Consider the following 14,872-nt stretch of genomic DNA (forward strand, 5'->3'; position numbering starts at 1 on the left):
AACTCCGCTTCCTCGCCTGTTTTTGCCTTGCCTGATCGCCGCTCGGCGACTTTTCGCACAATCCCAAGCTACCAGTCCATCCGCGCGGGCACCCGAGAAAAGTGGCTATGACGCGGATAGACGGGCGCGACGGCGAAAGCCGCGCGCAGTCGGTAGAGAGTCAGCCGCGGTGTCGCGATTCGACTGCTTGACGCAGCGTGTCGATCAGGCTCTGGATACGGGCGTGCTGCATTTTCATGGAAGCCTTGTTGACCACCAGGCGCGAGCTGATCGTGGCGATCAGGTCCTGGGGCTCCAGGCCGTTGGCACGCAGGGTGTTGCCAGTGTCGACCACGTCGATGATCTTGTCGGCGAGGTTGATCAGCGGTGCCAGCTCCATCGAACCGTACAATTTGATGATATCGACCTGACGGCCCTGTTCGGCGTAGTAGCGTTTGGCTACGTTGACGAACTTGGTGGCCACGCGCAGGCGGCCCTTGGGCTCGGGTGCGCCGACCACGCCGGCAGTCATCAGCTTGCACTGGGCAATCTGCAGGTCCAGGGGTTCGTACATACCCTGGCCGCCGTACTCCATCAGCACGTCCTTGCCGGCCACACCCAGGTCGGCGGCACCATGCTCGACATAGGTCGGCACATCGGTCGCACGCACGATCAGCAGGCGCACATCGTCCTGCGTGGTGGGGATGATCAGTTTGCGGCTCTTGTCCGGGTTCTCGGTCGGCACAATACCGGCCTCGGCCAGCAACGGCAGGGTGTCGTCGAGAATACGGCCTTTGGAAAGCGCGATGGTCAACATTGGAACGTCGGTCCTTAAGCGGCTGCTGCCGGCCAGGTCATCGACCTGGCCGCATTCAATTCGAAAGGTGCATCCTTGCACCTGCGGGCTATTAGCCCGGTACGCGGCGGATTTTCGCGCCGAGCATCTGCAGTTTCTCTTCGATGCACTCGTAACCACGGTCGATGTGGTAGATGCGGTCGATCAGGGTATCGCCTTCGGCAACCAGCGCCGACAGCACCAGGCTGGCGGACGCACGCAGGTCGGTGGCCATGACCGGGGCACCTTTGAGCGACTTGACGCCAGTGACGATGGCAGTGTTGCCCTCGACCTGGATCTGCGCGCCCATGCGGTGCATTTCGTAAACGTGCATGAAGCGGTTTTCGAAGATGGTTTCGATCACCGCGCCGGTGCCTTCGGCAATGGCGTTGAGCGAAATGAACTGCGCCTGCATGTCGGTCGGGAACGCCGGGTACGGGGCGGTACGCAGGTTGACGGCTTTTGGCCGCTTGCCATGCATGTCCAGCTCGATCCAGTCTTCGCCGGTGTTGATGTCGGCACCGGCTTCCTTGAGTTTTTCCAGTACGGCTTCAAGGATGGTCGGGTCGGTGTCCTTGACCTTGACGCGGCCACCGGTCACGGCAGCAGCGACCAGGTAGGTACCGGTCTCGATGCGGTCCGGCATGACGCGGTAGCTGGCCGAATGCAGGCGCTCGACGCCATCGATGGTAATGGTGTCGGTACCGGCGCCCTGGACATTGCCGCCCATGGCATTGATGAAGTTGGCCAGGTCGACCACTTCAGGCTCGCGCGCGGCGTTCTGCAACACGCTGCGGCCCTTGGCCAGGGCAGCGGCCATCATGATGTTCTCGGTACCGGTGACGCTGACGGTGTCGAAGAAGAAGTGCGCACCGCGCAGGCCACCCTCAGGCGCCTTGGCCTTGATGTAGCCACCTTCCACTTCGATCTTCGCGCCCATGGCCTCGAGGCCGCGGATGTGCAGGTCGACCGGGCGCGAACCAATGGCGCAACCGCCAGGCAGGGCCACTTCGGCTTCGCCGAAACGGGCAACCATCGGGCCCAGTACCAGGATCGAGGCGCGCATGGTCTTGACCAGCTCGTAAGGCGCAACCAAGGTCTTGATGGTGCGTGGGTCGATCTCCACCGACAGCTTCTCGTCGATCACAGGCTCGATGCCCATGCGGCCGAACAGCTCGATCATGGTGGTGATGTCGTGCAGGTGTGGCAGGTTGCCCACGGTGACCGGGCCATCGGCCAGCAGGGTCGCCGCCAGAATCGGCAAGGCTGCGTTCTTCGCGCCCGAAATGCGGATCTCGCCGTCAAGGCGAGCGCCGCCAGTAATAATCAGTTTGTCCATTGGAGTCTCGCCGCCAAGTTGGCTCAGGTGCGCTCAGCCCAGGCTGCGCTGCTGAAAAATTTCATGGTTACCGCATGGATGCTGCCATTGGCGATCCATGGGTTCAGGTGAGCATAGATCGCCTGCTGGCGTTTGACCGGGCTCAGGCCAGCCAACTCGTCGCTGATCACGTTCAACTGGAAGTTGCAGCCTTCGCCTTCAACTTCGACCCGGGAACCCGGCAATTTCTCTTCAAGGAAGCTTTTAACTTCTACGGCCTGCATGCTCAACCTCAATCGGCGCCCGATGCGCACGGGTCGGCCATCATACAAAAAAGCCCCCCGCCTGCGAAGCCCAACGAGGGCTTCGCTGACCGAGGGGCCATCATCCGTGCCGGGCCATCAGGTTGCCAGCACTTCATCAAGGTCATAGACCTCGGCAATTTCCCGCATGTCGTCAGGCATGCCGCGGACCTCGCAGGCCTTGCCGGTGGCTTGGCCATCGCGAATGAACGCAAGCAACAGCGACAGGCCAACGCTCGACGACTTTTCGACAGCCGAGCAATCCAGCACCAGGTGCGGCTCGCGGGAGGCGTCGATCAGCGACTTGCCCTGCTTGCGCAAGGCGGGGCCGGTACGGTAGTCCAGCACGCCGGCCAGGCGCATAACGCCTGGCTCAGCCATGCTTACGCCGGCCTCACTCATTTCACTTCCTTGTCAGGCGAGCTGTCTGCTGCCTGCTTGGCCTTGGCCACTTCACCCGCCCAGCCGTCGATGGTCTTGTCCAGGTTGTTGCCATTGCGCTGCATGGCATCGGCAAACTGGTCACGGAACAGCTTGCCAATGTTGATGCCGTTGACGATGACGTTACGCACCTTCCACTCACCACCGATGTTTTCCAGGGTGTACTGCACCGGGTAAACGGCACCGTTGTTACCGGTGACCTTCATGCCTACGCTGGCGCGCTTGCCGTCATCGGCTTTGGCCGGGTCGACGACGATGCCCTGGTTGTTGTATTCGAGCAGCGCATTGCCATAGAACTGCATCAGGCTGCGCTTGAAGTTTTCCTGGAAGCGCTGCATCTGCTCAGGTGTGGCCTTGCGCGAGTACTTGACGGTCATGATGCTGCGGGAAATACCGTCAGCGTCCACCACCGGGCCCAGGATGCGGTTGAGCGCATCGTAGAAGGCGCTGGGGTTGGACTTGTACTGCTCCTTGTTGGCCTTGAGGTCACCCAGCAGTTCATTGGTCGTGCCCTGAACCACCTCGTGAGGCGACTGCGCCGCCAGGGTCAGCAGGGGGAAGGCCGCCAGCAGGACCAGCAGGCCACGTCGCAGGATCGAAATCATGGATACTCCTTAATTAGCCGGTTGCGCTTCTTTCGGTTCCTTGCCAACGGAGTTGAGCAGGAACTTGCCAATCAGATCTTCCAGCACCAAGGCCGACTGGGTGTCGTGGATGGTCGCGCCATCCTTGAGCACCTGATCTTCGCCGCCCACGCTGATGCCGATGTACTTCTCGCCAAGCAGACCGGCAGTCAGGATCGAGGCCGTGGAGTCGGTCGGCAGGTTGTCCACCGACTTGTCCAGCTGCAACGTCACCCGACCGGTGTAGGAATCCCGGTCCAGATCGATGGCGGTGACCTTGCCGATGGTCACACCGGCCATGGTCACTTTAGCTCTGACCGTCAAACCGGCGATATTGTCGAAGTAGGCATAAACTTTATAGGTATCGCTGCTCGGGCTGGCCGACAGCCCGCTGACACGCAGGGCCAGCAGCAGCAGCGCCAGGATCCCGGCCAGGAGGAACAGGCCGACACCGATTTCCAGGGTGCGGTTTTGCATCAGAAATCTCCAAACATCAAGGCGGTCAGAATAAAGTCCAGACCCAGCACTGCCAACGAGGCATAGACCACGGTCTTGGTGGTGGCACGGCTGATCCCTTCTGAGGTGGGCTCGCAGTCGTACCCCTGGAATACGGCAATCCAGGTTGTGACGAAGGCGAACACCAGGCTCTTGATCAGCCCGTTAAGCACGTCGTCAGTGAAAGAAACACTGTTCTGCATGTTGGCCCAGAACGAGCCTTCGTAGACGCCCAGCCAGTCCACGGCCACCCACGAGCCACCCCAGATGCCGACCACGCTGAAGATCAGCGCCAGCAACGGCAGCGAGATGAAACCGGCCCACAGGCGCGGCGCGACGATGTACTTGAGCGGGTCGACGCCGATCATTTCCAGGCTCGACAGCTGCTCGGTCGACTTCATGTTGCCGATTTCGGCGGTCAGCGCGGACCCTGCACGGCCGGCGAACAGCAACGCCGTTACCACCGGGCCGAGCTCACGCAGCAGGGTCAGGGCGACCATCTGCCCCACTGCCTGCTCCGAGCCGTACCTGGCCAGGATGCTGTAGCCCTGCAGCGCCAGCACCATGCCGATAAACACCCCGGACACGACAACGATCGCCAGCGACAACACGCCCACCGAGTACAGCTGCCTGGTCAGCAGCTGGAAGCCGCCGCCGATACCGCCACGGCCAACCAGCGCATGGAACAGGAACAGGCAGGAACGCCCGAGCACGGCCAGCACATCGATTGCCGAACGGCCCAGCAGGCGAACACGTTCGAGTAAGGATTTTCTGCGCATCAACGCGCTCCCAGCAGGTCGGCGCGGTAGTCAGGCGCAGGAAAGTGGAAGGGTACCGGGCCGTCCGGGTCGCCCTTCATGAACTGGCGAATGCGAGGGTTGTCCGAGCCCATCAGCTCGTCGGGCGTCCCCTGCCCCAGCACCTGGCCGTCGCCTACCACGTAGAGGTAGTCGGCGATGCTGGCGGTTTCCGCCAGGTCGTGGGAAACGACGATGCTGGTAATGCCCAGGGCATCGTTGAGCAAGCGGATCAGGCGCACCAGTACGCCCATGGCGATCGGGTCCTGGCCGACGAACGGCTCGTCGTACATAAGGATCTGCGGGTCCAGGGCAATTGCCCGCGCCAGCGCCACACGGCGCTTCATGCCACCGGACAATTCGTCAGGCATCAGGTCGATGGCACCCCGCAGGCCCACGGCCTGCAGCTTCATCAGCACGATGTCGCGGATCATTTCGTCCGACAGCTGGGTGTGCACGCGCAGCGGGAACGCGACGTTCTCGAACACATCGAGGTCGGTGAACAGCGCGCCACTCTGAAACAGCACACCCATCTGTTTGCGGGCGTCGAACAGGTCGCTGCGCGACAGCGTCGGCAGATTCTGGCCAGCAACCCATACCTCACCGCTGGAGGGGCGCAATTGCGCACCCATCAGGCGGAGCAACGTGGTCTTGCCGCAACCCGATGGCCCCATGATGCCGGTGACCTTGCCGCGCGGGATGCGAATGTCGACGTTGCTGAAAATGCTGCGCGAACCACGTTTGAAGGTAACCCCCTTCAACTCGACCGCGTAGGCGCTATCCACACTCATCTAGACTCCTTGCTAGTGCAGCCTCGTCCTAATGGACGCCGGCCTCCATCAGGAAGGCACAAGCGCCCCTGGCAGGCCGAATAGCGGCGAACTATAGCACCGCTGACAGTGCCGCCCCAAGGCCGGACAAGCAGTCGTTCAGCCCCGTGACAGGCTTTGATGACATTCGCTACAGCAATCGAAGGGGTGAGGGTTTTCGTCATTGCGCGTATAATCGCGACCTTTTCATCAGGCATTGCTTTCTCGACATGAGCCAATCCAGCGAGCTGATTCAATCCGCCCAACGCACCCTGCGCCTGGAACTCGAGGCCGTAGAGGCCCTGCTGGCGCGCATCGACGACAATTTCGTCAAAGCCTGCGAGCTGATCCTGGCCAGCAAGGGCCGGGTGGTCGTGGTCGGCATGGGCAAGTCCGGGCATATCGGCAACAAGATCGCCGCCACCCTGGCCAGCACCGGGACCCCGGCGTTTTTCGTGCACCCGGCCGAAGCCAGCCATGGCGACATGGGCATGATTACCCGCGATGATGTCATCCTTGCGCTTTCCAATTCCGGCAGCACTGCCGAAATCGTCACCCTGCTGCCGTTGATCAAGCGCCTGGGCATCAAGCTGGTCAGCCTGACCGGCAACCCGGACTCGCCCCTGGCCCAGGCCGCCGAGGTCAACCTCGACGCCCGCGTCGCGCAAGAGGCCTGCCCGCTTAACCTCGCACCCACCTCCTCCACCACGGCATCGCTGGTGCTGGGCGACTGCCTGGCCATCGCCCTGCTCGAAGCCCGCGGCTTCACCGCTGAAGACTTTGCCTTCTCGCACCCGGGCGGTGCACTGGGCCGTCGCCTGCTGCTCAAGGTCGAGAACGTGATGCACAGCGGCGACGAGCTGCCCCAGGTAGCCCGCGGCACCCTGCTCAAGGATGCGCTGCTTGAAATGTCCCGCAAAGGCCTGGGCATGACCGTGATCGTCGAAGCCGACGGCACGCTGGCCGGGATCTTCACCGACGGCGACCTGCGCCGCAGCCTGGACCGCAACATCGACGTACACACCACCCTGGTCGACCAGGTCATGACCGTGCACGGCAAAACGGCCCGCGCCGACATGCTCGCTGCCGAAGCCCTGAAGATCATGGAAGACCACAAGATCAGCGCACTGGTGGTGGTGGACCGCGAGGGCCGCCCGACCGGCGCCCTGAACATGCACGACCTGCTGCGCGCCGGTGTAATGTAAGGAGCGATGGAATGAACCAGGACCTCATGCAACGCGGCAAAGCCATCAAGCTGGCAGTGTTCGACGTAGACGGCGTGCTCACCGACGGGCGCCTGTACTTCCTCGAAGATGGCAGCGAGTTCAAGACCTTCAATACCCTCGACGGCCAGGGCATCAAGATGCTCATGGCCTCGGGTGTGACCACCGCGATCATCAGCGGGCGCAAAACCCCTGTGGTCGAGCGCCGGGCGAAAAACCTCGGCATCCCGCACCTGTACCAGGGCCGCGAGGACAAATTGGTCGTGCTTGACGGCCTGCTCGCCGAACTGGGCCTAAGCTATGATCAAGTGGCCTACCTGGGCGATGACCTGCCCGACCTGCCGGTCATTCGCCGGGTGGCATTGGGCATGGCCGTGGCCAACGCCGCCCCGTTTGTTCGCCAGCACGCTCACGGCGTGACCCAGGCACGCGGCGGCGAAGGCGCAGCCCGTGAATTCTGCGAACTGATCATGCAGGCCCAGGGTACCCTGGACGCTGCCAACGCCAACTACCTGTAAGGCTGCCCATGTTCAGCAAGAAAGCCCGCAATATTGCGCTGCTAGCAGTGATCGCCGCCCTGCTGGCGGCGGTCGGCTACTGGAATGTCAGCCCGGAAAGCTTCCTCGACAAGCCGGTGGCCCAGGTCGACGAAAGCGCCATCGACTACTATGCGATCAACGCGCACAGTGTGCAATTTCTGCCCGACGGCAAGCTGCAGTACGAAATGACCGCCGACAAGGTCGAGCACATGAAGACCAGCGAAATCACCTTGGTGACCACGCCGGACCTGCACCTGTACCGCGGCACCCAATACCCGTGGCACGTGCAAAGCACCCGCGCCGAGGTCAACCCGGACGGCACCGAGGTCGAGCTGATCGACAAGGTACGGATTGCACGCATCGACGAAAAACAGCGTGAAACCATCATTACCAGTTCACGCATGACCGTGTTCCCGCAGAAGCAATATGCGCAGACCGAGCAAGCCGTTAGAATCGACGGCGCCGGTGGCACGACTACGGGCAAAGGAATGAAAGCGTATTTGAAAGAAAGCAGGATGGACCTGCTCTCTAACGTAAGAGGACAGTATGAGGCTCGTTAAAACCCTCCCCCTTTTGCTCAGCCTGAGCGCAGCACTGGGAAGCGCGAGCGCCTTCGCACTGCCGAATGACCGTGATCAGCCGATCCGCATCCAGGCCGACCAGGCCCATCTGGATGACAAGCAAGGCGTGGCCACCTATACCGGTGACGTGATCATCACCCAAGGTTCGATGATGATCAAAGGCAACACCGTGACCATGACCCGCGCCGCCAACGGCGACATCGATGTAGTCACCTCGGTCGGCAACCTGGCCTACTTCGAGCAACAACAGAGCGCTGCCAAGCCAGACAAGATGAAAGGCTGGGCAGTGACAATCCAGTACCAGGCGCAGAAAGACACCGTGATCCTCACCGACCGCGCCAAGGTCGAAAACGAGGGCAACACGACCGAAGGCGAGAAGATCGTCTACAACACCAAGTCCCAGGTGGCGACCGCCGGTCGTGGTGGCAACGTGACCCAGCCACGTCAGCGCATCGACATGGTGATCCAGCCCAAGAAGAAGGCCGAGTAAATGGCAACCCTCAAAGCCCAGCATCTGGCCAAGAGCTACAAGGGGCGGCAGGTCGTACGTGATGTCAGTCTGTCGATCGACAGTGGCCAGATCGTCGGCCTGCTCGGCCCCAACGGCGCCGGCAAGACCACCTGCTTCTACATGATTGTCGGGCTGGTCCAGGCCGAGCAGGGGCGCGTGCTCATCGACAACCTCGATGTCAGCCACCAGCCCATGCACGGCCGCGCCCGTGCCGGCATCGGCTACTTGCCGCAGGAAGCCTCGATCTTCCGTAAACTGTCGGTGGCCGACAACATCATGGCCATTCTCGAGACCCGCAAGGACCTCGACCGCGACGGCCGCCGCAAAGAGCTGGAAAGCCTGCTGCAGGAGTTCCACATCAGCCACATTCGCGACAACCTCGGCATGAGCCTTTCCGGTGGTGAACGCCGCCGCGTCGAGATTGCCCGCGCCCTGGCAACCGCACCCAAGTTCATCCTGCTGGACGAACCCTTCGCCGGTGTCGACCCGATCTCGGTTGGTGACATCAAGCAGATCATCCACCACCTCAAGGCCAAGGGCATCGGTGTGCTGATTACCGACCACAACGTGCGCGAGACCCTGGATATCTGCGAGACCGCCTATATCGTCAATGATGGCCGGCTGATCGCTGAAGGCGATGCCGAGACCATCCTGGCCAACGACCTGGTCAAAGAGGTTTACCTGGGCCACGAGTTCCGGCTCTGACCCAGGGGAAGCGCCTGGAGCACTGGCACATAGCCGTGAAACCGCGGGTAAAGTTGTTACAGCGCTCTAGGCAAACGCTACAATTTAAGGCATAAAACTTGCTTGATCTGGCGCCCCGGCGCCCTCGTGTAGTGGATGGCGCATGCGCGCCGGCGAACAAGGTATTAAGCCCCAGCCATGAAACCATCGCTCGTCCTAAAAATGGGCCAGCAACTGACGATGACACCGCAGTTGCAACAGGCCATCCGTCTGCTCCAGCTTTCCACCCTGGACCTCCAACAGGAAATCCAGGAAGCGCTGGAGTCGAACCCGATGCTCGAACGTCAGGAAGACGGCGAGGACTTCGACAACAGCGACCCGATGGCGGACAACGCCGAGAACAAGCCGGCAGCCGAAGCCCAGGACAACAGCTTTCAGGAAAGCACCGTCAGTGCCGACAACCTGGAAGATGGCGAGTGGGGCGAGCGGATCCCCAACGAGCTTCCGGTCGATACCGCCTGGGAAGACATCTACCAGACCAGCGCCAGCAGCCTGCCGAGCAACGATGACGATGAGTGGGACTTCACCACCCGCACATCGGCCGGCGAAAGCCTGCAAAGCCACCTGCTGTGGCAACTGAACCTGGCGCCGATGTCCGACACCGACCGCCTGATCGCCGTTACCCTCATCGACAGCATCAACGGCCAGGGCTACCTGGAAGACACCCTTGAGGAAATCTGCGCCGGTTTCGACCCGGAGCTGGATATCGAGCTGGACGAGGTCGAAGCGGTGCTGCACCGTATCCAGCAGTTCGAACCGGCCGGCGTCGGCGCCCGTAACCTGGGTGAATGCCTGCTGCTGCAACTGCGCCAGCTGCCTGCCAACACTCCGTGGATGACCGAAGCCAAGCGCTTGGTCACCGATTTCATCGACCTGCTCGGCAGCCGCGACTACAGCCAGCTGATGCGGCGCATGAAAATCAAGGAAGACGAGCTGCGCCAGGTCATCGAGCTGGTACAAAGCCTCAACCCGCGCCCTGGCTCACAGATCGAGTCCAGCGAACCCGAGTACGTGGTGCCCGACGTCATCGTGCGCAAAGACAGCGACCGCTGGCTGGTGGAGCTGAACCAGGAAGCCATCCCGCGCCTGCGGGTCAACCCGCAATACGCAGGCTTCGTGCGCCGCGCCGACACCAGTGCCGACAACACCTTCATGCGCAACCAGTTGCAGGAAGCGCGCTGGTTCATCAAGAGCCTGCAAAGCCGCAACGAAACCCTGATGAAGGTTGCCACGCAGATCGTCGAGCACCAGCGCGGTTTCCTCGACCATGGTGATGAAGCAATGAAGCCGCTGGTGCTGCATGACATCGCCGAAGCGGTGGGGATGCATGAGTCGACCATCTCTCGGGTTACCACGCAAAAATACATGCACACCCCGCGTGGCATCTACGAACTGAAATACTTTTTCTCCAGCCACGTCAGCACCTCCGAAGGCGGAGAATGCTCGTCTACAGCGATCCGCGCGATCATCAAAAAACTGGTTGCAGCGGAAAATCAGAAAAAGCCATTGAGTGACAGCAAGATCGCTGGTTTACTGGAGGCACAAGGCATCCAGGTAGCCCGTCGCACCGTCGCCAAGTACCGCGAGTCGCTCGGCATAGCACCGTCGAGCGAACGCAAGCGACTGATGTAGCCCCTGAGATGCGCCACAGCGTTTGTGGGGCAGGTGCAAGACCTGCCTCTTTATGCACGGGCAATAAAGGAGAAGCTGTATGCAAGTCAATATCAGTGGACAGCATGTAGAAGTCACCCAGCCACTGCGCGATTATGTGCTTGAAAAGCTCGCCCGCGTGGAAAGTCACTTCGACAAGATCACCAACGTGCAGGTCATCATGAAAGTCGAGAAGCTGCAGCAGAAGGTCGAAGCGACCCTGCAGATTCCTGGCGGTGAAGTGGTTGCCAATGCCGAAGACCAAGACATGTATGCAGCCATCGACGCCTTGGCCGACAAGCTCGACCGCCAACTGAAAAAACACAAGGAAAAACAGCAAAGCCTGCTGCAAGGTGCAGCTGCCCGCTGATCCCCCTCATCCATGATCCGACTTGAAACCATCCTGACCCCCGGCCGTTCTCTCGTGAACGTGCCGGGCGGCAGTAAAAAGCGCGCCTTGGAAACGGTTGCGAACCTCATCGCCGATCAAGTGCCTGAACTGGAGATGCAAGACGTCTTCGAAAAACTGGTCGCCCGCGAAAAACTCGGCTCGACCGGTTTCGGCAATGGCATCGCCATCCCTCACTGCCGGCTTGAAGGCTGCTCCGCACCGGTCAGTGCCCTGCTGCACCTGGACGCCCCAATCGAATACGACGCCATCGATGGCGCGCCCGTGGACCTGCTGTTCGTCTTGCTGGTGCCTGAAGCCGCTACCGATGCCCACCTGGAACTGCTGCGCCAGATTGCCAGCATGCTTGATCGCAAGGAAGTTCGTGATCGCTTGCGTAGCGCCAGCAGTAACGAGGCCCTCTTCCAGGTAGTCCTGGACGAACAGAACGAGCACTGAACATGCGCTTGATCATTGTCAGCGGCCGGTCCGGCTCCGGCAAGAGTACCGCCCTCGATGTCCTGGAAGACAATGGTTTCTACTGCATTGACAACCTGCCCGCCGCGCTCTTGCCGGAGCTGGCGGAAGAGGCGCTGATCAACACCGAACTGCTGCAACCGAAGGTTGCAGTGTCGATCGACGCACGTAACCTGCCCAGCCACCTGACGCGCTTCCCCGAATTGCTCGAAGAAGCCCGCGCGCGCAATATCCAGTGTGATGTGCTGTTCCTGGATGCCGACGAAGGCATGCTGCTCAAGCGCTTTTCGGAAACCCGCCGACGCCACCCATTGACCAATGCCAACCGCTCGCTGGCCGAGGCGATCCGCGTCGAGAGCGAGCTTTTGGGGCCGATCGCCGACCTGGCTGACCTGAAGATCGACACCACCAACCTGAACCTGTATCAACTGCGTGATTCGATCAAGCTGCGCCTGCTCAACCAGCCCGAGCCTGGCACCGCGTTCCTGGTCGAATCGTTCGGTTTCAAGCGGGGCATGCCGGTCGATGCGGACCTGGTGTTCGATGTGCGCTGCCTGCCCAACCCTTACTGGAAGCCTGAACTGCGCGAACACTCCGGCCTCGAGCAACCGGTCATCGACTACCTGGGCGCACAGCCAGATGTCGAAGACATGTTCAGCGACATTTCCAGCTACCTGCTCAAGTGGCTCCCCCGCTTCGCCGCCAGCAACCGCGCCTACGTTACCATTGCCATCGGCTGCACCGGCGGCCACCACCGTTCGGTGTACATAACCGAGCGCCTTGGCCAGTTGCTGCAGCAATCCCTGAAAAACGTCCAGGTCCGCCACCGCGACCTCTAGCCCAAGGATCCGCCCCACGATGCCCGCCCGCGAAATCACCATTATCAACAAGCTGGGCCTGCATGCCCGGGCGGCAGCCAAGTTCGTCGGCGTGGCTGGCCGTTATCCCTGCCAGGTGCGCGTTGGGCGCGCGCCGGACACGCTGGTGGACGGCAAGAGCATCATGGCGGTGATGATGCTGGCAGCCGGCAAAGGCACCCAGGTGCACCTGCATACCGAAGGCGAGCAGGACAACGAGGCGATGAATGCGTTGGTCGAGCTGATCAACAACTTCTTCGACGAAGGCGAATAGAAGCCTGCACGGTCCTGCTGGGAACGCGTAAACCTGATCATGAATCAGGACAGCGCGGTGTCCATCACCATCATCAGGCAAAACCCGATGCACAGCCCCAGGCTGGCCAGACGATGATGGCCGTTACTGCGCGATTCCGGGATGATCTCCTGGGTCACCACCAGCAGCATCGCCCCTGCCGCGCAGGCCAGGCCCAGCGGCAACAGCAGTTCGGCGATGTTCACCAACCAGGCACAGATCACTGCGGCCAGCGGCTCGACCAAGCCTGACGCAGCGCCAATCAGAAAAGCGTTGAAACGCGACATGCCCGCCCCGGCCAACACCAGCGCAATCACCAGTCCCTCGGGCACATCCTGCAACGCAATGCCCATGGCCAGGCTGTCGGCGTCGGCCATGCCCCCACCTGCCGACACACCGATGGCCATGCCTTCGGGGATGTTGTGCGCAACGATGGCAATGACAAACAGCCAGATACGCGCAGCAATCACCGGCTGGTTGCCAGTGCCGACCAGTGCTTCTGGCGAGGCGCCAGACACCTTGAGGTCAACCAGAAACAGGCACAGCGCACCGAACAACAAGCCAAAGCTGATCAGGCCACCGGCGGCCCATGGGCTGAAACCTACGGACCGGGCCGCGTCCAGGCCCGGAATGATCAGGGAAAATGCGGTGGCTGCCAGCATCACGCCTGCGCCGAAGCCCAGCAGCGTGTCGGCCAGCGCCACCGGCATGTTGCGAATGACCAGTACCGGTACCGCCCCCAGCGCCGTCCCCAGTGCGCATAATGCGCCGCCCTCCAGGGCGCGCAACATGCGTGGCTCCAGGTCCAGCCAGGCAAGGCCGCGCGCGACCAGCAGCGCGGTGCCGGTCAGCAACAGCAAAGTCCCAAGCGCCAGACGAAACAGGCGCACACTGCTGACAGACATCACTTCAGAGCGCATACCGGTCCGACTCACTTCAGGGCTTCAACATAACGACGTTCCACTTCCGCCCAGTCAATGACGTTGTAGAAAGCACCGATGTATTCCGGACGACGGTTCTGATACTTCAGGTAATAGGCATGCTCCCACACGTCCAGACCAAGAACTGGCGTATTGCCGTGCATCAGCGGGCTGTCCTGGTTACCGCTGCTTTCCACCACCAGGGTTTTCTGCGGCGTCACGCTGAGCCACGCCCAGCCACTGCCGAAACGGGTCAGCGCCGCTTTGGTGAAGGCGTCCTTGAAGGCGTCGAAACCGCCCAGTTGCGACGAGATGGCCTGCGCCAGCTGGCCCTGCGGCTCGCCGCCCCCCTGCGGTGACATTACGGTCCAGAACAGGCTGTGGTTGGCGTGGCCGCCGCCATGGTTGGTCACCGCACCCCGCAGGTTTTCCGGCAGTTGCTTGACCGCACCGACCAGCTTTTCCACGGGCCACTCGGCCCACTCGGTGCCTTCGATGGCGGCATTGAGGCCATTGACGTAGGTCTGATGGTGCTTGCTGTGGTGGATCTCCATGGTCTGGGCGTCGATGTGCGGCTCCAGTGCATCGTAGGCGTAAGGCAAAGCAGGCAAGGTATGGGGCATGTCAGTGAATTCCGTAGGCATGGGTTCTGGGCGCCACGTCCGGCCGGGCAGCGATCTCGCTGCCCCCGGCATTGTGGCGGTGGAGCAGGCGCTCGGTACGTGGGTACTGACCGTACTCGGCGATGAAGCTCAGCAGTTCGGTATAGGTTCTCCCACTGTGGCGCAGGGCCGCGTCACGCAGAGCCTGGGGCAAACGCGCCTCCTGGCTGGCCTGCAGCAGCCGCTGGTGGGCGGCGCACAGGTAGTCGGCGCTTTCGTGCGGCTGATTCAGGCGCAGGTGCAGGTCAGCCAGGTTGTGGTGGGCGATGACCAACGCGGCCACCGCTTCGTCAACGTCATGCCAGCGCTCGAACAGCACCTGTGCCAGCGCCAGTGCCTGCAGGTAATGTTCCCGGGCGTCTACCAGCTCGCCTTGGTCGAACAGGCGGTTGGCTGTTTCGGTCGTGCGTTTCCAGTGCTGCATGGCAT

General features: G+C 61.7%; 21 protein-coding genes. 10 read left to right on the top strand and 11 right to left on the bottom strand.

What is annotated here, in order from left to right; all coding sequences use genetic code 11:
* Nucleotides 1–160 precede the first annotated feature (160 nt).
* The 8 genes from hisG to J3A71_RS24215 all read right to left on the bottom strand — a co-directional run bounded on the left by hisG (nt 161) and on the right by J3A71_RS24215 (nt 5,581).
* Entirely contained in the window at nt 161–796 is a 636-nt protein-coding gene (gene hisG, locus J3A71_RS24180; RefSeq protein ID WP_016485050.1) for an ATP phosphoribosyltransferase, read from the bottom strand.
* A gap of 91 nt (nt 797–887) precedes the next feature.
* Entirely contained in the window at nt 888–2,153 is a 1,266-nt protein-coding gene (gene murA / locus J3A71_RS24185) for a UDP-N-acetylglucosamine 1-carboxyvinyltransferase (protein WP_016485049.1), read from the bottom strand.
* A 23-nt stretch (nt 2,154–2,176) separates the two neighbouring features.
* Complete coding sequence (locus J3A71_RS24190; RefSeq protein ID WP_003255121.1) at nt 2,177–2,416, bottom strand: BolA family protein; 240 nt, start codon at nt 2,414–2,416, stop codon at nt 2,177–2,179.
* 117 nt (nt 2,417–2,533) lie between these two features.
* Nucleotides 2,534–2,836, bottom strand: a complete 303-nt coding sequence (locus J3A71_RS24195) for an STAS domain-containing protein (RefSeq protein WP_016485047.1) — start codon at nt 2,834–2,836, stop codon at nt 2,534–2,536.
* On the bottom strand, nt 2,833–3,480 hold the full coding sequence (locus tag J3A71_RS24200; RefSeq protein ID WP_016485046.1) for an ABC transporter substrate-binding protein: 648 nt from the start codon (nt 3,478–3,480) through the stop codon (nt 2,833–2,835). The genes J3A71_RS24195 and J3A71_RS24200 overlap by 4 nt, the downstream gene beginning before the upstream one ends.
* Nucleotides 3,481–3,489: 9 nt before the next feature.
* The gene (gene mlaD / locus J3A71_RS24205) at nt 3,490–3,975 is read right to left on the bottom strand and encodes an outer membrane lipid asymmetry maintenance protein MlaD (RefSeq protein ID WP_016485045.1); all 486 of its coding nucleotides are present in this window, start codon (nt 3,973–3,975) and stop codon (nt 3,490–3,492) included.
* On the bottom strand, nt 3,975–4,772 hold the full coding sequence (gene mlaE, locus J3A71_RS24210; protein WP_016485044.1) for a lipid asymmetry maintenance ABC transporter permease subunit MlaE: 798 nt from the start codon (nt 4,770–4,772) through the stop codon (nt 3,975–3,977). The genes mlaD and mlaE overlap by 1 nt, the downstream gene beginning before the upstream one ends.
* Nucleotides 4,772–5,581: an ATP-binding cassette domain-containing protein gene (locus J3A71_RS24215; protein ID WP_016485043.1), complete on the bottom strand. Its 810-nt coding sequence runs from the start codon at nt 5,579–5,581 to the stop codon at nt 4,772–4,774. Before J3A71_RS24215 ends, mlaE begins: the two co-directional genes overlap by 1 nt.
* A gap of 248 nt (nt 5,582–5,829) precedes the next feature.
* Between J3A71_RS24215 and J3A71_RS24220 the strand changes: the two genes are divergently transcribed.
* The 10 genes from J3A71_RS24220 to J3A71_RS24265 all read left to right on the top strand — a co-directional run bounded on the left by J3A71_RS24220 (nt 5,830) and on the right by J3A71_RS24265 (nt 12,843).
* Nucleotides 5,830–6,804 (top strand): KpsF/GutQ family sugar-phosphate isomerase, encoded by a 975-nt coding sequence (locus J3A71_RS24220; RefSeq protein WP_016485042.1) that lies wholly within the window; start codon nt 5,830–5,832, stop codon nt 6,802–6,804.
* 11 nt (nt 6,805–6,815) lie between these two features.
* The gene (locus J3A71_RS24225; RefSeq protein ID WP_043196897.1) at nt 6,816–7,340 is read left to right on the top strand and encodes an HAD family hydrolase; all 525 of its coding nucleotides are present in this window, start codon (nt 6,816–6,818) and stop codon (nt 7,338–7,340) included.
* Between the two features lie 8 nt (nt 7,341–7,348).
* Nucleotides 7,349–7,921, top strand: a complete 573-nt coding sequence (gene lptC, locus J3A71_RS24230; protein ID WP_016485040.1) for an LPS export ABC transporter periplasmic protein LptC — start codon at nt 7,349–7,351, stop codon at nt 7,919–7,921.
* Entirely contained in the window at nt 7,908–8,432 is a 525-nt protein-coding gene (gene lptA / locus J3A71_RS24235) for a lipopolysaccharide transport periplasmic protein LptA (RefSeq protein WP_016485039.1), read from the top strand. The genes lptC and lptA overlap by 14 nt, the downstream gene beginning before the upstream one ends.
* Nucleotides 8,433–9,158 (top strand): LPS export ABC transporter ATP-binding protein, encoded by a 726-nt coding sequence (gene lptB, locus J3A71_RS24240; RefSeq protein WP_003255132.1) that lies wholly within the window; start codon nt 8,433–8,435, stop codon nt 9,156–9,158.
* A gap of 177 nt (nt 9,159–9,335) precedes the next feature.
* Nucleotides 9,336–10,829: an RNA polymerase factor sigma-54 gene (locus J3A71_RS24245; RefSeq protein ID WP_024717623.1), complete on the top strand. Its 1,494-nt coding sequence runs from the start codon at nt 9,336–9,338 to the stop codon at nt 10,827–10,829.
* Between the two features lie 79 nt (nt 10,830–10,908).
* Entirely contained in the window at nt 10,909–11,217 is a 309-nt protein-coding gene (gene raiA / locus J3A71_RS24250) for a ribosome-associated translation inhibitor RaiA (protein ID WP_016485037.1), read from the top strand.
* Between the two features lie 12 nt (nt 11,218–11,229).
* The gene (gene ptsN / locus J3A71_RS24255) at nt 11,230–11,694 is read left to right on the top strand and encodes a PTS IIA-like nitrogen regulatory protein PtsN (protein WP_016485036.1); all 465 of its coding nucleotides are present in this window, start codon (nt 11,230–11,232) and stop codon (nt 11,692–11,694) included.
* A 2-nt stretch (nt 11,695–11,696) separates the two neighbouring features.
* Complete coding sequence (gene rapZ / locus J3A71_RS24260) at nt 11,697–12,551, top strand: RNase adapter RapZ (RefSeq protein ID WP_016485035.1); 855 nt, start codon at nt 11,697–11,699, stop codon at nt 12,549–12,551.
* A gap of 19 nt (nt 12,552–12,570) precedes the next feature.
* Nucleotides 12,571–12,843 carry an HPr family phosphocarrier protein gene (locus tag J3A71_RS24265; protein WP_016485034.1) on the top strand — a complete coding sequence of 91 codons (273 nt, stop codon included), beginning with the start codon at nt 12,571–12,573 and terminating at the stop codon, nt 12,841–12,843.
* Nucleotides 12,844–12,887: 44 nt separating this feature from the next.
* Here J3A71_RS24265 and J3A71_RS24270 read toward each other — a convergent pair whose 3' ends face one another.
* From J3A71_RS24270 to J3A71_RS24280, 3 genes are read right to left on the bottom strand one after another with little or no spacing between them, the layout of a single operon-like run.
* Nucleotides 12,888–13,781 carry a ZIP family metal transporter gene (locus J3A71_RS24270; protein WP_016485033.1) on the bottom strand — a complete coding sequence of 298 codons (894 nt, stop codon included), beginning with the start codon at nt 13,779–13,781 and terminating at the stop codon, nt 12,888–12,890.
* An 11-nt stretch (nt 13,782–13,792) separates the two neighbouring features.
* Complete coding sequence (locus J3A71_RS24275; RefSeq protein WP_023046948.1) at nt 13,793–14,404, bottom strand: superoxide dismutase; 612 nt, start codon at nt 14,402–14,404, stop codon at nt 13,793–13,795.
* Nucleotide 14,405: 1 nt separating this feature from the next.
* Nucleotides 14,406–14,867 carry a hypothetical protein gene (locus J3A71_RS24280; RefSeq protein WP_023046947.1) on the bottom strand — a complete coding sequence of 154 codons (462 nt, stop codon included), beginning with the start codon at nt 14,865–14,867 and terminating at the stop codon, nt 14,406–14,408.
* Between the last annotated feature and the right edge of the window lie 5 nt (nt 14,868–14,872).

It is taken from the genome of Pseudomonas sp. PvP089, assembly GCF_017875165.1.
GTDB lineage: Bacteria > Pseudomonadota > Gammaproteobacteria > Pseudomonadales > Pseudomonadaceae > Aquipseudomonas > Aquipseudomonas fortuita.